We start from the raw sequence: 18597 nt of genomic DNA, 5'->3' as shown, positions 1-18597 counted from the left end.
CCCCGCCCCCGGCCCCACCGACCACGTCGCCGCACTGTCCCAACCGGCCGCCGGACCTACGGACTCCACCGATGAGGGCACCTTCCTCGCCGGGTCACGCACCGTCGTCGTCGACCTGTGCTGCGGCTCGGGCGCGCTCGGAGCCGCGCTGGTCGCGGCCCTGGACGGGGCCGAGTTGCACGCCGCAGACATCGATCCCGCCGCCGTGGAGTGCGCCCGCCGCAACGTGGCCGCGGTCGGTGGTCACGTATACGAGGGCGATCTCTACGAACCGCTGCCCATCATGCTTCGGGGCCGCGTAGACGTCCTACTGGCCAACGTGCCGTACGTACCGAGCGAAGAGATCGCACTGCTCCCCGCTGAGGCCCGCCTGCACGAGGCGCGGGTGGCGCTCGACGGCGGCGCCGACGGGCTGGACGTCCTGCGCAGGGTCACCACCGACGCCGCACGATGGCTGGCACCGGGCGGCCACCTGCTCTTCGAAACCAGCGAACGCCAGGTGCCGCACGCCGTCGAAATCGTCACCCGCGACGGGCTGATACCGCACGTGGCCACCTCCGAGGAGATGTACGCCACCGTGATCATCGCGACCAAGCCGGCCCTTCACCCTGAACCGGGCGCCTAGCTGTTCTGCCCGGACAGGTTGGTGACGCGGCCGGCGAGTGGGAGGCCACCCAGTGCGACGTGCACGAACGTTCGCCCGGTTGCCCGCCGCACGATGGCGCCGGCATCGCCGTACCCCTACTCACCGCCGCGGCGCCAATACACACACCATCGGGACGGAACGGGAAGGCACCCGGCGAAAGAGCACGGTCACCACACCGGAGGGCTACTGGTTGGCTGCGGTGGTGATTCTGGCGTGCATTGGGCGTCTGTTCAGGGCTTCCAGGGTCTCGTCGATGAGCCTGCTCAGCGGGTAGGGCAGTTCGGCGTCCAGTTCGGCGGCCGCTGCGCTGGTCGCCGTCCACTCCTTGTCCAGGAGGGGCATCAGTGACTCTGCCTTCGGGGTGAGGCTGACGATGCGCTGGCGCGCGTCGGCACCTGGGGAGAGGGTGACCAGGCCCTCCTTGGCCAGTTGCGCGACCGTCTGGCTGGCCGCCGAGTGCGTGACGCCGATCGCGCGGCCCAGGTCGCGGATGGAGCTGGGGCCTCCGGTTGCCAGCGTCCGCAAAGTCGGCGTGTAGCGCGGGCGGAAGCCGTCCAGGCCGAGGTCGGTGTAGACGGCGGCGACCCCCGCGTCCAGCCGGTCGAGGAGATGGCGCAGCCGCGTGCCGAGCAGCTCATGAGATGCCATACCGCTAACATACCAGTGCTGTTACATTCTGGAGAGGAGCGCGGCTTGTATCCCCCGATCGAGCCCTACGAGCATGGCATGCTCGACACCGGCGACGGCAACCTCGTCTACTGGGAGGTCTGCGGAAACCCGGACGGCAAGCCCGCGCTCGTCGTCCACGGCGGGCCCGGATCAGGATGCACGCCTGGTCAGCGTCGCACCTTCGACCTTTCCCGGTACCGCATCGTCCTGTTCGACCAGCGCAACTGCGGCCGCAGCCTGCCGCACGCCGGCGACCCAGTGACCGACCTGAGCACCAACACCACCCACCATCTGATCGCCGACATGGAGCGTCTGCGCGAGCACCTCGGCATCGACAGGTGGTTGCTGTACGGCGGGTCGTGGGGCTCCACGCTGATGCTCGCCTACGCCGAGACCCATCCCGAGCGGGTGTCGGAGATGGTCATCGCCAGCGTCACGACGAGCCGTCGCTACGAGATCGACTGGCTCTACCGGGGCGTCGGGCGGTTCTTCCCCGAACAATGGGAGCGGTTCAGGCAGGGCGTCCCCGAGGCCGACCGCGATGGCGATCTGCCGGCGGCCTACTCACGGCTGATGGCCGACCCCGATCCCGCGGTGCGCGCCAAGGCGGCGCACGACTGGACCGCGTGGGAAGACGCGGTGATCTCGCTGGAGCCCAACGGCAAGCCGAACGCTTACAGCGACCGGCCACCTGCCGCCCTGCTGGCCTTCGTACGGATCTGCGCGCACTACTTCTCCAACGCCGTCTGGCTGGAGGAGGGCGTTCTGCTGCGCGACGCCGGGCGGCTGGCCGGGATCCCCGGCGTGCTGATCCACGGCCGCCTGGACCTGGGCGGGCCGCTGGACACGGCGTGGCAGCTGGCTCAGGCCTGGCCGGACGCCCGGCTGGTCGTGGTCGACGACTCCGGGCACACCGGCAGCGACACGTTCCGCGACGAGATCCTCGCGGCTCTCGACGCCTTCGCCGCCTGAGCTCAACGCGCGTCTTTCCCGATCCGCTGCTCCGCTTCCCCGATCCGCTGCTCGCCGCCGAGCGATTTCCGGCGCGGGGATCCGGCGCGGGGATCCGGAGCGGGGATCCGGAGCGGGGATCCGGAGCGGGGATCCGGAGCGGCGATGTCGGCGTACCCGCGAGCCGTGAGCCGGCCTACCCGCGAGCCGTGAGCCGGCCTACCCGCGAGCCGTGAGCCGGCCTACCCGCGAGCCGTGAGCCGGCGAACTCGCGGGCCGTGAGCCGGCGGCCGGCCTGCCGAGGCCCGTGTGCCTCCCCATGGCCGCCTGCGCGGGAAGCTCGACCGGCTCCCGAGGAAGACCGGGGCCAAGTGCCCCGTGCCGCCACGGCGGGAGGACAACGAAGAGTAGACCTGTTTCAGGGTCGGACTCCCGCGAGGACCACCTCGTCGAGGACGACCGAGGCGGTCGGCTGATCGGGGTGGTCGTACTGCCCGGCGGCCACGGCGACCACGAGGTCGAGTTCCGGCGCCACGTAGATCCGCTGGCCGCCGTTGCCGAACCCGCCCATCCAGGTGTCGCCCATGTACCACTGGTAGCCGTAGTGGAAGCCGTCGTCGATCCGCACGTGCGGGCGCAGCGCCGTCGCCAGCCACGGCGCGGGTACGATGCCGCGGCCCCCGTCGAGCACGAGCCGGCCGACATCGAGCAGGCCGCGCGGGGTGAGCCGCAGCCCGGAGGCGGCCAGGGCCACCCCGTCTTCGCCGGCCGACCACTCCCAGGCGGTGATGCCCAGCGGCTCGAACAGCCTGGCACGCGCGTAGTCCTCCAGCGCCGTCCCCGTGCCCTTCTCGATCAGCCGCGCCACCAGCGCCGAGGCTCCCCCGCAGTACGACCACCGGATGCCGGGCTCCTCCACGATCGGCTGCCGCAGGATGTACCGATAGCGGTCGGGGGCGAGCTCCATCGCGATCTCGCTGTTGGCGGCACTCGTATACGGAACGTCCTCGTGCCACTCCAGCCCGAGCGTCATGGTCAGCGCGTGCTCGACCGTGAGCGCGGCCCGCCTCGGATCCTCGGCGAGGTCGGGGTACTCGGGGAAGTACCGGAGCAGCGGCTCGTGCGGCTCCGGCACCCGGCCGTCGGCCAGCGCGATGCCGTACAGCAGGCCGACCACGCTCTTGGTGACCGAGCGGATGTCATGGAGCGTGTCGGGGGTGAAGCGGACGTGGCCAAGGGGCTCGTTCAGCCTGAAGTCATCACCCTCGCCATAGTGCTCGAGGACGACCTGGCCGTGGTGGAGCGCGACGACGGCGTGCAGGTCAGGCACCCGCTCCTGCTCGATGGCGCGGGCAAGCCGGTCGGTGAGTGTCTCACTGCTCATCGGCCTGTTCTACGCCAATTCCCACTGCCACGGCCAACCCTGACGCCATCACGACGCCTGAATTTCGATCGAGCGAATCTGGGCCGGCCCCCAGGACGGCGTCACCGCGTCCCATGCTCGATCAAGCCGACCCGGCCGCCTCGCGGGACGGTGTCACCGCGTCCGGGGCTCGATCAGCCCTATCTCGTACGCGAGGATCACCGCGTGGATGCGGTCGCGGAGGAAGAGCTTCGCCAGGACATTGCTCACGTGGGTCTTCACCGTCTGCTCGCCGATCACCAGGCCGGCCGCGATCTCCGCGTTGGACTGCCCCTTGGCCATGAGGTGCAGCACCTCCCGTTCCCTCGCGGTGAGGGTGTCGAGCGCGGCCGGCGTCCTGTCCGGCGGGCGCGGGCGGCGGGCGAACTCGCCGATGAGCCGCTTGGTGATCGAAGGCGCGAGCAGCGCCTCGCCCGCGGCGACCACGCGCACGGCGTTGACCAGGTCGTCGCGGCGCAGGTCCTTCAGCAGGAAGCCGCTGGCGCCGGCCCGCAGCGCCTCGTAGACGTAGTCGTCCAGGTCGAACGTGGTCAGCATCAGCACCTTCACCGGGTACGTCACACCGGGTCCGGCGAGCTCGCGGGTCGCCCGCAGCCCGTCCATCCGGGGCATGCGGATGTCCATCAGCACCACGTCCGGCCGCAGCCGGCGGGCGACCGAGACCGCCTCGGCGCCGTCGGCCGCCTCGGCGATCACCTCCATGTCCGGCTGCGCGTCCAGGATCATGTGGAAGCCGGCACGCACCAGCTCCTGGTCGTCGGCGACCACGATCTTGATGCTCATCTCGTACCGCCGATCGGCAGCCGCGCCGCCACGGTGAAGCCCCCGTCCGGGTCCGGCCCGGCGGTCAGCTCACCGCCGAACAGATGGACCCTCTCCCGCATGCCGATGAGGCCGTGTCCGGGCTTGCCGTTCCCCTCGACCGGCTCGGCGTACCCGGCCGCCGCGGCATATCGGGCAGGCGCTTCGTACCCGGGAGGCGCTTCGTACCCGGCAGTGGCTTCGTTTCCGGCGGCGTGCCCGGTGCCCGCGAGGTGCCCGTTGCCCGCGGCGTGCCCGGTGCCGACCGCGTGCCCGGGGCCTGCGGTGTGCCTGGTGCCGAGGCCGTCGTCGCGTACCTCGAAACGCAGGTCGTCATCGCCGTACAGCACCCGCACCCGGACGCGTGCCGGGCCCGCGTGCTTGAGCACGTTCGTCAGCGCCTCCTGAACGATCCGGTAGACCGACAGGTCGACCCCCACCGGCAGCGGGACCGGCTCGCCCTCGACCTCGAGCACGGCCGCCAGGCCCGCCTGGCGTACCTGCTCGACCAGGGCCGGAAGCTGCGCCACGCCGGGCTGCGGCGCGAGGCTCGGCTCCTGCCCGCCGGTCTCCTCGCGCAGCACCCCCAGCAGGCGGCGCATCTCCACCAGCGCCTGCCGTCCGATGCCGGCGATCGTGTCGAACGCCCGTGCCGCCCCGGGCCCATCGCGCTCCGCCGCCACCGGCCCGGCCTCGGCCTGCACCACCATCATGCTGACGTGATGCGCGACCACGTCGTGCAGCTCGCGGGCGATGCGCGCCCGTTCCGCGGTCACGGCGCGCCGCGCCTCGAAGTCCTGCTCGCGCGCCAGCCAGGCCGTCCGTGCCTCGAGCTCGGCGGTGTAGGCGCGGCGGATGCGGGCGCTGTCGCCGAGCACCCATGCCCCGGCGAGGAGCAGCACGGTGAAGGAGAAGTCGAGCAGGTCGGTGTCGGTGGCCGGAAGCCACGCGACGACCAGCACGCCGATTCCGCCGATCAGGCCCACGATCACCGCCTTCCTACGGTCGCACCACGCGACCATGGTGTACATCGCGACCACGCCGCTGAGCGGCACGGGGGTCACCAGGTCCGGCAGCGGCGTGGCCCCGTAGACCGCGGATGCCATGCCGATCGCCAGGTTGATCCAGAACGGGTGGCGCCGGCGCCAGACCAGCGGCAGGTTGATCGCCAGGACGAACGCCACGGCCAGGGGGCCCGGCGGAGGCAGATGCTCGCGAGGCGACTGGAACACGAGCGCGAGCAGCGACACCGCGGCGAGCAGCACGCCGAGCAACCCGTCCACGACCAGCGGGTGAGCTCTCGCCCACTCCATGGGGCTGGGTGATCGGCGCGTTCCCATGGCGCCCAGTATCCGTTCTCTGCCCTGGGGAGACCTCCCCCACAGGAGGGATCACAGCCGGCGGCGCCCTGGACCTGCCGATGTCACCTCGCCCGGCGGGTGCGAGCGCGGCATGCGCGGGCGGCGATGTCCCTCCGAAGAGGGATACCACCTGACGGCTCACCGCCGCGGGGGAGCCCGAGTTTGGCGAGCGCGGGGGATCCGTGCGAGCGGGGCCGGAGCCTACGTTTCGGGTGCCGGCATCCCGATCCTTACCGACCCGCTCAACCCGCGAATCCGTACCGACCCGCTCAACCCGCGAACGCCATCGAGCCCCTCAGGAGGCCACGGATGTCCAGCACGATCTCACCCTCCCTGCCGCCGCACCTGCCGCGCGGACCGCGATCCGTCCCCGCCCCCGCCTCCGTTCCCGCTGGGATGCGTGGACTGCTCGGTGGCATGCGGGCTTCGCTGCGGGTCCTTTGGGCCGAGGCGCCGGGGTACCAGCGCCTGCCGTACGCCGTCGGGGTGGCGCTGATCGCCGTAGGGCTGGCGCACGCCGTGATCTGGGCGGTGGTCGGCGGATCGGCGTCCGGGCCGCTGTCGTGGCGCAAGCCCACGACCTTCGGCATCTCGTTCGGCATGACCACCGTCACGCTGGGCGTGGTCGCCTCCTACCTGCCGGTGCGCCGGTGGATCGGCTGGCCGGTGTCCATCCTGTTGTGCGCCTCGACCTCCGTGGAGGTCGCCTGGGTCTCGCTGCAGCACGCCCGAGGGGTCCCCTCGCACTTCAACGACATGACCCCGCTGGACGAGAGGCTGTTCACCGGTGGCGGGGTCTCCATCGCCGTCACCATCCTGGTCATCATCGTCATGACGCTCGCCGCCTTCGCCCGCACGACGGCGCCGGCGCCGATGGCCTGGGCGCTCCGGTCGGGGATGGTGGCGCTGCTGGCCGCGCAGGCCGTCGGCGCCTGGATGATCGTGCACGGCCTGTCCCTGGTGGAGGACGGCGCCAGCCCTCTCACGCAGTCGATGAGCACGTACGGCCTGGCGGGAGCCATGAAGTTCGCTCACGCCGTCCCCATGCACGCGATCCAGGTGTTCGGGGTGCTGGCCTGGCTCCTGGGGTTCTCCGGTCTGACCCAGCGCCGGCAGCTGTGGCTGGTGGTCATGGCGATCGCCGGGTACGCAGGCCTGTTCGGTATCGCCCTGCTGCGTACGATCGAAGGTCTGGCGCCGTTCGACCTCAGCGTCTCCACCCTGGTCTACCTGATCCCGTGCGGCCTGCTGGCCGTTTCTGGAATCACCGCGCTGGTCTGCGTGTACCGCGCCGCGGCCACCAGAACCTGACGCGCCATCAGCGCCACCGTCCGCCTCGGGCCACGACAGGCCCGAGGCGGACGCATGCCCGGAGGGTGAGCGTCGTCAGTGAACCTGCTCGGCGCGCTCGTAGCGGAGGAGCGCCGTCCGGGAGTCGAAGGTCCGGGAGTCGACGAGCCGCATGGCGAGGCGATCCTTCGCCGCGGGGAACAGCGGCTTACCACCGCCGAGGACGACCGGGTGGACGACGATGTGGTACTCGTCGATCAGGCCCAGTCCGGTGAGGGCGGCCGCGAGGCTCGAACCGCCGGTCAGCAGCAGGTCCTTACCGGGTGCCTGCTTGAGGGCCGTCACCTCTTCGGCGATGTTCCCGCCGATCACGCGAGTGTCCCAGTCGGCCTTCTCCAGGGTCCTCGAGAAGACTATCTTCGGGGTCTTCCTCCAGATGGGGGCGAACGCGAGGTCGTGCTCGTCGTCCGACATCGACTCAGCGTGCGGCCAGAAGCCGGACATCATCTCCCACACCACACGCCCGTACAGGAAGGTGTCGACCCGGTCGTTGAGGCTCTGGGAGTAGGCCGACAGCTCCGGTCCGAGCACCGGCCAGTCGAACTCACCGTTCGGGCCCTCGATGCAACCGTCGATGGACGCGTGCACCCAGTGGATGATCTTCCTCATGGCGCGCTCCTCCTCCGTGCGTCTCCGAGGACCCCTCCACCCCGGCGGAGGGCTGTCGCCTCGCTGCCGGGATCGTCGCGGTCCCCGAGATCGGCGCGCCCCGGTGGGCGCGCTCTCGCAAGTAGGTCGGAGCCGTCCCCGGGTTCTCGACATCCCACCAGAAGAGACCTCACCGTACTGATCGTCATCATGGTCGTGACCGTCTGGCTGGTCTTCTTGTCATTCGCCCCGGCTTCACCGTAGGAAGAACCAGACACCACACCGTCAGGAGAGCCAATGCGTCTCTTACCGCCCCTCCGTCTTCTCCTCGTCCTCATGCTGGCCGCGACCGGCTCAATGGTGAACCTCTCCCCTGCTGCCGCCGCGCAGGAGTACCGCGTACTGCAGCTCAATCTGTGCCACAGCGGCGTGAACACCTCCTGCTACAACGGCGCCGCGACCCTCCAGGAGGCGCGTGACGTCATCAGCGCCAAGCAGCCCCAGGTGGTCTCGCTCAACGAGATATGCAAGAACGACGTGCCGCAACTGACGGGCGCCATGGGGAACGGCTACAGCACCTTCGCGCCGGCCCGCCGTCCCGACGGGACCCCGGTGCGCTGCACCAACGGAGACGAGTACGGCAACGGCCTGATCTTCCGCTCGGCGACCGTGGGGACCGCCTTCTCGGGCGTGTACGCGACCCAGGACAGCGGATCGGAGAAGCGCGTCTACGTGTGCGCGGAGTTCGCCGACCTGGTCGGTTGCAGCACCCACCTGTCGACCACCGGGAGCGTCGCCATGGCGCAGTGCAAAGCGGCGATCGCCATGCTGCGCGACAGGGCGGCGGCCGGCAAACCGACCTTCCTGGCCGGCGACTTCAACCTCAAGTACGCTCCGCTGTTCGGGCCCAACGTCCAGGACTGCAACTCGGCCCCCTTCTTCCGGAAGGGAGACGGCAGCGTCCAGCACATCTTCGCCGCCAACATGGGCTTCACCCGCACCGAGGTGACCAGCATGAGGTACACCGACCACCCTGCCCTGCTCGTCGCCCTGACCCGGCCGTGACATTCGCGGCATCTGGCATACTTCGGGGATCATTTACGTAATCATGTAATCATGAAGACCCTTTTCGAGCACGCCGGCGGCCAGGAAGGGCTGCGCCGCTTCATCGACACCTTCTACACCAGCGTCCTGGCCGATCCCCTGCTCCAGCCCCTCTTCGGCCATGGACGCCCAGGCCACGTCGACCACCTCACCGCCTTCACCGCGGAGACCTTCGGTGGGCCCGACACCTTCACCACCGACATGGGCGGATTCGCCCACCTCATCGCGGTCCACCGCGGCCTCAAGATCACAGAAGAACAGCGACGCCGCTTCGTCGAGCTCTACATGGCCGCCGCCGACACCGCCGGCCTGCCCGCCGACCCGCCCTTCCGAGAAGCCCTCCGCTCCCACGTCGAGTTCGGATCCCGCGTCGCCTTCCAGAACTCCCACGCGGAAACCGACGACCAGCTCCACCCGCTGCGCGAAGTACCCCTCTGGACCTGGCCCGACTAGTGCCCTGGGCAACGGCGCGTCCCGCGCTGCCGGAGGCCTATCTCGGCCCTCGGGAGCGCGGCACGACCAGGCCTGATTCGTACGCGGTGACGACCGCCTGTGTCCTGTCGCGCAGGCCGAGCTTGCCGAGCACGCGGCTCACGTGCGTCTTCACGGTCTCCTCTGTGACCGTCAGCCGGCTCGCTATCTCCGGATTGGACAGCCCCTCGGCGATGAGCCGCAGGACCTGTGTCTCGCGCGGGGTGAGGGTGCCGAGCGCGGCCGTCGAGGAGACATCGGGCCTGGGGTGCAGGAGGGCGAACTCGCCGATGAGGCGGCGGGTGACCGCCGGGGCCAGCAGGGCTTCACCGGCGGCGATGACCCGTACCGCGTCGAAGAGCCGCTCCGCGGTGACGTCCTTGAGCAGGAATCCGCTGGCTCCGGCGCGAAGCGCGTCGTAGACGTACTCGTCCAGGTCGAAGGTCGTCAAGATGAGGATGCGCGGCCCGGTGGTCACGGAGCCGGCGAGCCGCCTGGTGGCTTCGATGCCGTCCATGACGGGCATGCGGACGTCCATGAGGACGACGTCGGGGGACAGTTCGCGGCAGACCCGTACCGCCTCGGCCCCGTCGGAGGCGGTGGCGACGACCTCGAAGTCCGGTTGGGTGTCGAGCAGTTCGGCGAATCCGGTGCGGACCACCGGATGATCGTCGGCGACGACGATCCGGACCGCCGGGGGCTGGGCGCTCATCTGGCGGCCTCATCCTTTCCTGGCAGGCACGCCTCGACGAGGAAGCCGCCGGCGGCGGCAGGTCCGGCACGCAGCTCGCCGCCGACGGCCGCGGCGCGTTCTCGCATGCCGGACAGCCCGTGGCCGCCGGCGGGCACCTCCGTGGACGGGCCGGGCCCGTTGTCGCGGACGAGCAGCCGCAGGGCGTCGCCGGTGTAGTCCAGTTCCACGTCGACGGCGGCGCCCGGCGCGTGCCGCCGGGCGTTGGTGAGAGCTTCCTGCACGATGCGGTAGGCCGCGAGCTCGACGCCGGGGTCGAGCGTGACCGGCGGGCCGCGGAGGATGAGACGAACACCCGTCCCTGACGCGTCCCGCGACTCGTCGAGCAGCTCGTTGAGCTCCCGCAGGCTCAGGCCCGGCTGGGGCTGCCGGACCGCGGCGTCCGGCTTGGCGTCCTCCCGTAGCACGCCGAGCAGCCGCCGCATCTCGGTCAGCGCCGCCCGGGCGGTGTCGCCGATGGCGGACAGCCGGTCCGCGCCGGCGGCCGGCATCCCGGGGGTGGTCAGCCGGGCCGTCTCCGCTTGCACGGCCACCATGGAAATGTGGTGGGCGACGACATCGTGCAACTCGCGGGCGATGCGCGCGCGTTCGCCGCGCGCCGTGTGCTCCAGCAGGCTGTCGGCGATGACCTGCTGGGCGGCCGTGTTGCGCAGGGCCTCGCCGTGCGCGCGCCGTGCGATGCCGGCCAGGGCCGCCGCCGGGGCCAGGGAGGCCAGCATCAAGGTGAGGACCCGCGCCTCGCCGCCTGGCGTATACGAGGTCGAGGGGCCCGCGACCATATCGGTCAGTGCCAGCACCGGGAACGGCGCGGCGAGAAGTAAGGCCGTCAGCCGCGAGCCGCCACGGCCGAGCCGGTACCCGGCGACCAGTTGCGCGGCCAGGCCCGCCACGGTCAGCGTCTGGAAGGCCGCGAGTGACAGCACGATCGACGCGGAGACGAGCACGGCGGCCGCGGTCCGCTGCGCCCACAGCAGCGCGATCGGCAGCGTGGTGGCCAGGCCTACCAGGGGGAGCACGAAGAGGTACAGCGCGATGGCGGTGTTGTCGGGCGGCGTCGGCGCACTCAAGGTGTGCGCGATCGTCTCGCGCACCGGCGTACTGGCGACACCCTCGATCGAATGGACCAGCGGGCCGCCCCGGGCCTGCACGATCGACTCGGCCACCGCGAGCGTCGTCAGCAGTGCGCCGGCGACCATGGACACGTGCGGAGCCACGGCGATCCGCCGCCCCCACTCGGCCCATCGGCCGCGCCGCTCATCCGCTCGATCCACGAAGGCCATTGTCGTGGCCGTCCGGCGTTCCTGGCATCCCTCGTACGAGCGACGGGCCGTCCCTCGCGCCAGCCACGGCGAAGATGGCTCCGCACAGTGACGACCGTACCCCCGGCCGCTGCCTAATCTGCCGAGCATGGAAGCAACCATCGAAGTCGCCGGGCTGCGCAAGCGGTTCGGCCAGAGCATGGCGCTGGACGGGATGTCCTTCACCGTGACGCCGGGGCGGGTCACCGGTTTCGTCGGCCCCAACGGCGCGGGCAAGTCCACCACGATGCGGGTGATCCTCGGCCTCGACGCGGCCGACGAGGGCACCGCGTTGGTCGGCGGCCGACCGTACACGAGCCTGCGGCACCCGCTGAACCACGTCGGGGCGCTGCTGGACGCCGGCGCGCTGCAGCCGAGCCGCACCGGGCGCAACCACCTGCTGTGGCTGGCCCACTCCCAGGGCCTGACCGCCAGGCGCGTCGATGAGGTGATCGAGCAGCTCGGGCTGGAGTCCGCGGCCCGCCGGAAGGCCGGCGGCTACTCCCTGGGCATGCGCCAGCGGCTCGGGATCGCCGCGGCGCTCCTGGGCGACCCGCCGGTGCTCATGCTGGATGAGCCGTTCAACGGCCTGGATCCCGAGGGCGTCGTGTGGATCCGCGGCTTCCTGCGGTCACTGGCCACGCAGGGCCGCGCCGTCCTGGTGTCCAGCCACCTGATGAGCGAACTCGAGGACACCGCCGGCCAGATCGTGGTGGTCGGCCGCGGCCGGGTCATCGCGGACACCAGCGTGGCCGACCTGATCGCGACCGCGTCCGACGGCCAGGTCACGCTGCGCACCACGGCCCGGTCCGAGGCGATGACGGTGCTGGCACACGACGGCGCCACCGTGGCCGCCACCGACCGCGACACCCTCACCGTCTCCGGACTGGCCGCTGAGCGCATCGTGACGCTGCTCAGCCAGAACGCGGTGCCGTTCTCCGAGGTCGCGGCCCACCGCGCGACACTCGAGGAGGCCTACCTGGACCTCACCCGCGATGCGGTCGAGTTCCGCGCGGGCGCGGAGCAGGAGGCGGCACGATGACCACCATCACCCCCTACCGCTCGGACCTGCGAGCCGGCCGCGACGGCTTCGCGCAACTGCTGCGTGCGGAATGGACCAAGTTCAGGACGGTCCGCGGCTGGATGATCGGCATGACGGCCGCGGCGCTGGTCACCATCCTGCTCGGGGTCCTCTTCGCGGCGGGCAGCCACTCCTCGTGCAGCAAAGGCCCGATCGAGGTCGCCTGTCCCGTCACTCCGGTGGGGCCGGGCGGTGAGGCCGTGGACGACCGGTTCTACTTCGTGCACAAGTCGCTGACCGGCGACGGCAGCATCACGGCTCGCGTGAACACCATGACCGGCCAGATCCGCAAGCCCGACGTCACCCCGGGGGTTCGCAACGTCATCAGCGGAGTCGTGCCGTGGGCGAAGGCCGGTGTCCTCATCAAGGAGAGCACCAAGCAGGGGTCGGCCTACGCGGCGCTGATGGTCACCGGCAGCCACGGGGTGCGGATGCAGCACAACTTCACCGAGGATGTGGCCGGCCGCCCGGGCGGCGTCTCGAAAGAGTCCCCGCGCTGGCTGCGGCTGACCCGCTCCGGCGACACGCTCACCGGCTACGAGTCGGCCGATGGCACGAACTGGACCAAGGTGGGCACGGCTCGCCTGGCCGGGCTGCCGTCCACGGTGCGGGTCGGGCTCTTCGCCACCTCCCCGGGGGACCTCACGGTGGGGCAGGCGGCCATCGGCGGGGTCACGGCGGCAGCGCGCTTCACCGAGGTCACCGCCGTCATGGACCAGGTCGACCTGCAGGGCGCGGTATCCGGCGGCCCATGGAGCCACGATGACGTAGGAGTCGTCAGCGATGTCGACGGGACGCCTCACCATCCGGGCGGGGTCGTCGAGTCCGGTGGCACGTTCACCGTGACCGGCGTCGGCGACATGGCACCGGGCACAGAGGGCATGGCCATCGAGCGCACCCTCACCGGCGCGCTCAGCGGGCTGATCGTGGTGATCGTCATGGCGGTGATGTTCATCACCGCCGAGTACCGGCGGGGCCTGATCCGCACGACCCTGATCGCCGCCCCGGGGCGAGGCCGGATGCTGGCGGCGAAGGCCACCGTGATCGCCATGGTCACCTTCGTCACCGGACTGATCGCGGCCGCGGTCACGGTCGAAGTCGGCACACGGATGCTGCGCGCCAACGGCAACCCCCTCCTCCCGGTGTCGCCGCTCACCGAACTGCGCGTGGTGGTCGGCACGGCGGCGTTCCTCGCCGTCGCCGCCGTCTTCGCCCTCGCACTCGGGGTGGTGTTCCGGCGCAGCGTCGCGGCGGTCGTCACCGCCATCGTCCTGATCGTCCTGCCCTACGTCCTCGCGACCACCTCCGTCCTGCCCCTGAGCGGGGCGCAATGGCTGCTGCGGCTCACCCCGGCCGCCGGGTTCGCGATCCAGCAGAGCGTCCCGGAGTACGCGCACGTGCTCGGCTACTACGCGCCCCAGATGGGCTACTACCCGCTGGCACCGTGGGCGGGCCTCGCCGTCACCTGCGGCTACGCCGCGCTCGCCCTCGGCCTTGCCGCCTTCCTGCTGAGCCGGAGGGACGCATGAGACAGGAACTGCACGCGGAGTGGACGAAGCTGCGCACCTTGGCGGGCACCCGCCGGCTGCTATTCGTGATCATCATGCTGACCGTGGCGCTGAGCGCAGTGGCGAGCGCGGCGGTGACCTGCCCGACGGCGGGCTGCGACCACGACGCCGCCAAGCTCAGTCTCACCGGCATCCAGCTGGGCCAGGCGGTCGTCGCCATGCTGGCCGTACTGGCGATCAGCGGCGAGTACAGCACCGGAACGATCCGCACCACCCTCACGGCGATGCCACGCAGGACCACCGTCCTCGCCGCCAAGGCGGTCATCCTCGCCGGCCTGACGCTGGCCGCAGGGACCGTCGCCGTACTCGCGTCCGTGCTGGCCGGGCGGCTCATCCTGCCGGGCAACGGCTTCACCCCCGCGCACGGCCACCCGCTCCTGTCGCTGGCCGACGGACCGACGCTCCGCGCGGCCGCCGGCTCGGTCCTCTACCTCGCGCTGATCGCCTTGCTCAGCCTCGGCGTCGCCACCGCTGTACGCGACTCCGCCGTATCCATCGGCCTCGTGCTCGCGCTGCTGTACTTCCTCCCGACCGTCATCTACATGATCTCCGATCCGGACTGGCAGCGGCTCCTGTGGCAGATCTCGCCGACGAACGCCGGCCTGGCCATCCAGACCACCACCCACCTCTCCAGCCTGCCTCTCAGCCCGTGGGCGGGCCTCGGCGTGCTCGCCGCCTGGGCCACCGCGGCCCTTCTGGGCGGTGGCCTCCTGCTACGGCTCCGCGACGCGTGAGCGACCGTCGACGGCGCCCGGCCGATCACGAGAGATCCGCCGCCCTCCGCGCCAAAATGGGCAACGAGCCCACACCGGACCGCAGCCCCTCACCTGCTGAGCACGATCCGGTTCCCGACCGAGCGACCACCGAAGCAGGCAGACCACCGCCAGTGAGCTTCGACGGGTGCTACCAGAGGATCCACGGGCTCTCCACGCCACCGCCGTACGTGGCCGTGCCCGTCTTCCTCCATCGTTGGCGGACGTCATGCTTGGCGCCGGCATGCGGAGCCGTGGCGGTGAACGGGCCGCATGTGACGATCGCGCCGTCGTTCGGCGGGGAGACACCCGAGCAGATGAACGGCTGGGAGACGTTGTCCTCCGCGTCGGTGTTGTACAGCTGGACGTGGATGTCGGAACGGACCGAGGCTGCCCCTCTGACCCGCCCCAGCAGGTAGAAGACATCGCCCACCATGGCCGTACAGGGCGACATCTCGGTGTCCGTACCGGTGCCCACGGAGATCCACGAACGGCATCGCCAGTTCGGCGCCGAGTCCTGGCGCGGGGGATCGGTCGTGCGGTCGTCGTCCCCCTCCGGGTCGGCCGTCACGGTCACCGATTGCTTGGGCCGGGGAGTCTGGGTGCGCCGTGCCGGCGGTTTCGGCGAGCTCGACCGCTTGGGCGGTTCGGAGACGGCGGCCGCCGGGGTGCGGTTCCGTGCCGGCCGTGTCTCCGGTGAAGGCGTGGGCGAAGCCTTCTTCGCGCTTGGCGGGGTGGGGGTCACGGTCCCGGCGCCGCCGACCGGCCCGTCGGTCGGTCCCGTTGACGCGGCGGCGGGATTCCCCGCGGCCCCGGCCGTCGAGGCCCGCCATGGCGCCACGATGGCCACCGCCGCCGCGCTGAGCGCCACGACCATGGTGGTGCCCGCGATGACGACCAGCCGCCGCCGGGATCCCCGGCGCCGCGTCGAGCCCGAGGACCCCTCGCCGGTACGGAAAGCCTCGGGAGCGGGGGAAGTATCGGGCGTAGGGGAAGCGCCGCCGGTCATGGCAGCCTCACCGGCAGGGAGGTGCCCGCCCGTTCCGGAGCTCCCGCCCTGGCGGGCGACCAGCCCCGTAGAGGAGGAATCCATCGCGGAACCCGCCGAAGGGAAAGGCTCGGCGGTGACGGACGGAGGGTCTTCCCTGGCGACCCGAGGCAGGGCGGGCAGCGCTGCCAGCGACGATGCCGCTTCGCGCAACACCGCCGCCACCTCCCCGGCATGCGGGCGCGCGGCCGGATCCTTCGCGGCGCAGGCCGAGATCACCGACCACAGGACGTCGGGCATCCCGGGCAACCGCCGCGGCATGGCCGTCGCGTGCTGCCGGAGCAGGACCATCGGGTGGTCGCCGACGAACGGCGGCCGTCCGGCCAGCAGCTCGTAAAGGATCAGGCCGACGGCGTACACGTCCACCGCCGGCGTGGGAACGCTGCCGTCGGCCACCTCGGGAGACAGGTAGGCAGGCGTGCCGATGATGGAGGTGGTCTGGGTCAGGCCAGGGCCGTGGACGATGCGCGCCACGCCGAAATCCGTCAGCCGTAGCCGCCCGGTGGCCCCGTCGATCAGGACGTTCCCCGGCTTGATGTCACGGTGTACGACACCCAGGGCGTGCGCGGCCGCCAGCGCGTCGGCGATCTGGGCCATCAGCCGGGCCGCTTCCGCCGGGGGCAGGGTGCCGTGCCGCTGGAGCAGGGTACGGAGATCCCCGCCCTCGACCAGGTCCATCACGAGGGCGAGGCGCTCTCCCTCGATGACGAAGTCGCGCACGGCGACGATGTTGGGGTGACGCAGGCTCCGCATCACGTTGCGTTCCTGCACGAACCGCATGACCAGATCCGGATCGCCGGTGAGCCCCTCGCGCAGGAGCTTCACCGCGACCGTCTCTCCGGTGTCCCGGTTCCGTGCTCGCCAGACGGTCCCCATCGCACCGGCGCCGATCTCGTCCATAAGCACGTACCTGCTGCCGAGAGACGCCTCAGCCCCACCCGTGGCCATCGCCCGCCCTCCCCCTGGAACAGTCGTGGATCACCATATCCAGGTAGATCCACAACCAGGAAGATCGGCAGCGGAGAACCAGCGCACCCAGGCCACGGGGCCCAGCGAATGATCACATCGGATGCGCCAACCAAATCCCGGTCAGGACAGTCTCATCTGTCATGACACCTTCCAAGAAGTCCTCGGCATCTCTCGGCGCCCTCCTCCGGGCCGGCACGGTCGCCGCCACGGTCACCGCCACGCTGGTCGCCGGAGCGGTCGCCGCCGACGCCGCCGCCATCCCGGAGTTCAAGCAGCCCAAGTTGTTCGGGACGTCCTTCCAGGCCGACCCGCACCACGACTTCACCAAGAGGATCAGCACGCGGCACGACGGCATCCTGCGCGGCTGGGTCACCTACTACAAGGCGGGGGTGGCCGAGTACACGCCGATCAAGTGGGTGAAGGACAAGACCGGCAATACGGAGGGATGGTTCACCGGCCCGCCCGAGGGCGACGCCACGGCCTACGCCTCCCCTGTCTCGTCGAAGCTCGCGTACTACGGCGCCACCGCGTGCAAGGGCACGGATGTGACCGTGAACCGCCAGGGCTTGGGGAACAAGCGCTGTTCCAGGAAGGCCACCATCTCCCTCCTGAAGGCCGGGCGGCACCCGGGGCTGATCACCGTGTACAAGGGCAAGATCGTGAAGTTCCAGGAGATCTACACCCCCTGACGACCGGAGCCGCCCCGCGCGGCCTCGATCTCCGCGAACGATGACCGGCGACCGCATGCCGCCGCGGACGAGCGACGAGCGACGAGCGACGAGCGACGAGCGACGAGCGACGAGCGATGGACCATCCGGACGGCACGCACGACCGTCCTGGTGGCCGCCTTCCCCCAGCGGGGGTCGCCCCTATGAGGCGAACGCGTCGGCCAGATCGGCGCCGTCACCCACACGAGTCCCGCTGTGCCAGCGCCGGAACAAGCCGCAAATAATCAGCGGCCGATCGACCGGCTACCTTGGGAGAGTGCTCACCATTGGCGTCGATCTCGCGGCGGAGGCGATCCGAACAGCGGTGGCATGGGTCGAATGGTCCGCCGGCGGCGCGAACGTCCGTGAGATCGAGATCCAGGCAGACGACGATCTGATCGTTGAGGCGATCAAGAGCGCGGACAAGGCCGGAATCGACTGCCCACTCGGCTGGCCGGACAAGTTCGTCGATTTCATCGCAGCCCACCGCTCCGGCCACGTCGACGTGCCCGCCGGCACCATGGGCCGTACCTGGCGCAGGGATCTCGCACTCCGGGTCACCGATCAGATCGTCTATGACCTCACCGGTCTTACGCCCCTGAGTGTCTCCGCCGACCGCATCGGTCACACCGCCATGCGCTGCGCGGCCCTGCTCGCCGATCTCGCCCGGCAGGGCCGGCCGGTCGACCGCGGCGGGGAGGGCGTCGTAGTGGAGGTCTACCCATCGGCATCGCTCAAGCGCTGGAACCTGCCCCATCGCGGCTACAAGCGTTCAGTGAATCTCGGTGGTCTCGGGCACCTGATCGACGAACTCCACGCGGCGGCACCATGGCTGGACCTTGGGTCGTACGAACGCATGTGCCGGAACTCCGACGACGCGGCAGACGCCGTCATCGCCGCGCTCACGGCCCGCGCTTCCTATCAGGGGCTGGTGACCGTCCCCACCCCAGAGCAGGCCGGCGCGGCCCACACCGAAGGGTGGATCGCCCTCCCCACCAGCCCCATATGCGACCTTCACCCATAAAGCGCAGGACGAGGTGCCCGACTCACGCCGGTGCG

General features: G+C 70.9%; 18 protein-coding genes. 10 read left to right on the top strand and 8 right to left on the bottom strand.

What is annotated here, in order from left to right; genetic code table 11:
• On the top strand, positions 1–625 hold a 625-nt coding region (locus MYF83_RS10480; protein ID WP_248960047.1), incomplete at its 5' end, for a putative protein N(5)-glutamine methyltransferase.
• Positions 626–829: 204 nt separating this feature from the next.
• On the opposite strand, the gene MYF83_RS10475 is transcribed toward MYF83_RS10480, so the two are convergent.
• Positions 830–1294 carry a MarR family winged helix-turn-helix transcriptional regulator gene (locus tag MYF83_RS10475; protein ID WP_248960046.1) on the bottom strand — a complete coding sequence of 155 codons (465 nt, stop codon included), beginning with the start codon at positions 1292–1294 and terminating at the stop codon, positions 830–832.
• A gap of 45 nt (positions 1295–1339) precedes the next feature.
• On the opposite strand from MYF83_RS10475, the gene pip reads away from it, so the two are divergent.
• Positions 1340–2287, top strand: coding sequence for a prolyl aminopeptidase (pip, locus tag MYF83_RS10470; protein ID WP_248960045.1), 948 nt, complete (start codon positions 1340–1342; stop codon positions 2285–2287).
• 397 nt (positions 2288–2684) lie between these two features.
• On the opposite strand, the gene MYF83_RS10465 is transcribed toward pip, so the two are convergent.
• The 3 genes from MYF83_RS10465 to MYF83_RS10455 all read right to left on the bottom strand — a co-directional run bounded on the left by MYF83_RS10465 (position 2685) and on the right by MYF83_RS10455 (position 5830).
• The gene (locus tag MYF83_RS10465; RefSeq protein ID WP_248960044.1) at positions 2685–3650 is read right to left on the bottom strand and encodes a serine hydrolase domain-containing protein; all 966 of its coding nucleotides are present in this window, start codon (positions 3648–3650) and stop codon (positions 2685–2687) included.
• Positions 3651–3803: 153 nt separating this feature from the next.
• The gene (locus MYF83_RS10460; protein WP_248960043.1) at positions 3804–4472 is read right to left on the bottom strand and encodes a response regulator transcription factor; all 669 of its coding nucleotides are present in this window, start codon (positions 4470–4472) and stop codon (positions 3804–3806) included.
• Complete coding sequence (locus tag MYF83_RS10455) at positions 4469–5830, bottom strand: sensor histidine kinase (protein WP_248960042.1); 1362 nt, start codon at positions 5828–5830, stop codon at positions 4469–4471. Before MYF83_RS10455 ends, MYF83_RS10460 begins: the two co-directional genes overlap by 4 nt.
• A gap of 330 nt (positions 5831–6160) precedes the next feature.
• On the opposite strand from MYF83_RS10455, the gene MYF83_RS10450 reads away from it, so the two are divergent.
• Entirely contained in the window at positions 6161–7162 is a 1002-nt protein-coding gene (locus tag MYF83_RS10450; RefSeq protein ID WP_248960041.1) for a hypothetical protein, read from the top strand.
• A 75-nt stretch (positions 7163–7237) separates the two neighbouring features.
• Here MYF83_RS10450 and MYF83_RS10445 read toward each other — a convergent pair whose 3' ends face one another.
• The gene (locus MYF83_RS10445; protein WP_248960040.1) at positions 7238–7810 is read right to left on the bottom strand and encodes a dihydrofolate reductase family protein; all 573 of its coding nucleotides are present in this window, start codon (positions 7808–7810) and stop codon (positions 7238–7240) included.
• Positions 7811–8086: 276 nt separating this feature from the next.
• Here MYF83_RS10445 and MYF83_RS10440 point away from each other — a divergent pair, with 276 nt between their 5' ends.
• Both MYF83_RS10440 and MYF83_RS10435 read left to right on the top strand, forming a co-directional pair.
• Positions 8087–8854, top strand: a complete 768-nt coding sequence (locus MYF83_RS10440) for an endonuclease/exonuclease/phosphatase family protein (RefSeq protein ID WP_248960039.1) — start codon at positions 8087–8089, stop codon at positions 8852–8854.
• A gap of 51 nt (positions 8855–8905) precedes the next feature.
• Positions 8906–9346, top strand: a complete 441-nt coding sequence (locus tag MYF83_RS10435; RefSeq protein WP_248960038.1) for a group II truncated hemoglobin — start codon at positions 8906–8908, stop codon at positions 9344–9346.
• Between the two features lie 37 nt (positions 9347–9383).
• Here the strand turns inward: MYF83_RS10435 and MYF83_RS10430 are convergent, their stop codons facing one another.
• Both MYF83_RS10430 and MYF83_RS43670 read right to left on the bottom strand, forming a co-directional pair.
• The gene (locus MYF83_RS10430) at positions 9384–10076 is read right to left on the bottom strand and encodes a response regulator (RefSeq protein ID WP_248960037.1); all 693 of its coding nucleotides are present in this window, start codon (positions 10074–10076) and stop codon (positions 9384–9386) included.
• Complete coding sequence (locus MYF83_RS43670; RefSeq protein ID WP_248960036.1) at positions 10073–11386, bottom strand: sensor histidine kinase; 1314 nt, start codon at positions 11384–11386, stop codon at positions 10073–10075. Before MYF83_RS43670 ends, MYF83_RS10430 begins: the two co-directional genes overlap by 4 nt.
• A 136-nt stretch (positions 11387–11522) precedes the next feature.
• On the opposite strand from MYF83_RS43670, the gene MYF83_RS10420 reads away from it, so the two are divergent.
• The 3 genes from MYF83_RS10420 to MYF83_RS10410 are packed head-to-tail and all read left to right on the top strand — an operon-like array spanning position 11523 to position 14796.
• Positions 11523–12455, top strand: coding sequence for an ATP-binding cassette domain-containing protein (locus tag MYF83_RS10420; protein WP_248960035.1), 933 nt, complete (start codon positions 11523–11525; stop codon positions 12453–12455).
• A complete protein-coding gene (locus MYF83_RS10415) occupies positions 12452–14023 on the top strand; it encodes a DUF1349 domain-containing protein (protein ID WP_248960034.1) in 1572 nt (523 codons plus the stop codon). Before MYF83_RS10420 ends, MYF83_RS10415 begins: the two co-directional genes overlap by 4 nt.
• Positions 14020–14796, top strand: a complete 777-nt coding sequence (locus tag MYF83_RS10410; RefSeq protein WP_248960033.1) for an ABC transporter permease — start codon at positions 14020–14022, stop codon at positions 14794–14796. The genes MYF83_RS10415 and MYF83_RS10410 overlap by 4 nt, the downstream gene beginning before the upstream one ends.
• Positions 14797–14965: 169 nt before the next feature.
• Here the strand turns inward: MYF83_RS10410 and MYF83_RS10405 are convergent, their stop codons facing one another.
• Positions 14966–16762, bottom strand: coding sequence for a serine/threonine-protein kinase (locus MYF83_RS10405; protein WP_248960032.1), 1797 nt, complete (start codon positions 16760–16762; stop codon positions 14966–14968).
• Between the two features lie 209 nt (positions 16763–16971).
• On the opposite strand from MYF83_RS10405, the gene MYF83_RS10400 reads away from it, so the two are divergent.
• Positions 16972–17520 (top strand): hypothetical protein, encoded by a 549-nt coding sequence (locus MYF83_RS10400; protein ID WP_248960031.1) that lies wholly within the window; start codon positions 16972–16974, stop codon positions 17518–17520.
• A 40-nt stretch (positions 17521–17560) separates the two neighbouring features.
• Complete coding sequence (locus tag MYF83_RS10395; RefSeq protein WP_248960030.1) at positions 17561–18562, top strand: DUF429 domain-containing protein; 1002 nt, start codon at positions 17561–17563, stop codon at positions 18560–18562.
• The last annotated feature ends 35 nt before the right edge of the window (positions 18563–18597 follow it).

The sequence above is a fragment of the Sphaerisporangium perillae genome (assembly GCF_023276435.1).
Lineage (GTDB): Bacteria > Actinomycetota > Actinomycetes > Streptosporangiales > Streptosporangiaceae > Sphaerisporangium > Sphaerisporangium perillae.
Note: the sequence above shows the minus strand (reverse complement) of the source record. Positions and strands in the feature narration are given on the sequence as shown.

Coding starts and splice junctions, on each gene's coding strand:
- MYF83_RS10475 (WP_248960046.1), bottom strand. CDS start 1,294: ATGGCATCTCATGAGCTGCTCGGCACGCGGCTGCGCCATCTCCTCGAC.
- MYF83_RS10465 (WP_248960044.1), bottom strand. CDS start 3,650: ATGAGCAGTGAGACACTCACCGACCGGCTTGCCCGCGCCATCGAGCAG.
- MYF83_RS10460 (WP_248960043.1), bottom strand. CDS start 4,472: ATGAGCATCAAGATCGTGGTCGCCGACGACCAGGAGCTGGTGCGTGCC.
- MYF83_RS10455 (WP_248960042.1), bottom strand. CDS start 5,830: ATGGGAACGCGCCGATCACCCAGCCCCATGGAGTGGGCGAGAGCTCAC.
- MYF83_RS10450 (WP_248960041.1), top strand. CDS start 6,161: ATGTCCAGCACGATCTCACCCTCCCTGCCGCCGCACCTGCCGCGCGGA.
- MYF83_RS10445 (WP_248960040.1), bottom strand. CDS start 7,810: ATGAGGAAGATCATCCACTGGGTGCACGCGTCCATCGACGGTTGCATC.
- MYF83_RS10440 (WP_248960039.1), top strand. CDS start 8,087: ATGCGTCTCTTACCGCCCCTCCGTCTTCTCCTCGTCCTCATGCTGGCC.
- MYF83_RS10435 (WP_248960038.1), top strand. CDS start 8,906: ATGAAGACCCTTTTCGAGCACGCCGGCGGCCAGGAAGGGCTGCGCCGC.
- MYF83_RS10430 (WP_248960037.1), bottom strand. CDS start 10,076: ATGAGCGCCCAGCCCCCGGCGGTCCGGATCGTCGTCGCCGACGATCAT.
- MYF83_RS10420 (WP_248960035.1), top strand. CDS start 11,523: ATGGAAGCAACCATCGAAGTCGCCGGGCTGCGCAAGCGGTTCGGCCAG.
- MYF83_RS10415 (WP_248960034.1), top strand. CDS start 12,452: ATGACCACCATCACCCCCTACCGCTCGGACCTGCGAGCCGGCCGCGAC.
- MYF83_RS10410 (WP_248960033.1), top strand. CDS start 14,020: ATGAGACAGGAACTGCACGCGGAGTGGACGAAGCTGCGCACCTTGGCG.
- MYF83_RS10405 (WP_248960032.1), bottom strand. CDS start 16,762: ATGGACGAGATCGGCGCCGGTGCGATGGGGACCGTCTGGCGAGCACGG.
- MYF83_RS10400 (WP_248960031.1), top strand. CDS start 16,972: ATGACACCTTCCAAGAAGTCCTCGGCATCTCTCGGCGCCCTCCTCCGG.
- MYF83_RS10395 (WP_248960030.1), top strand. CDS start 17,561: ATGACCGGCGACCGCATGCCGCCGCGGACGAGCGACGAGCGACGAGCG.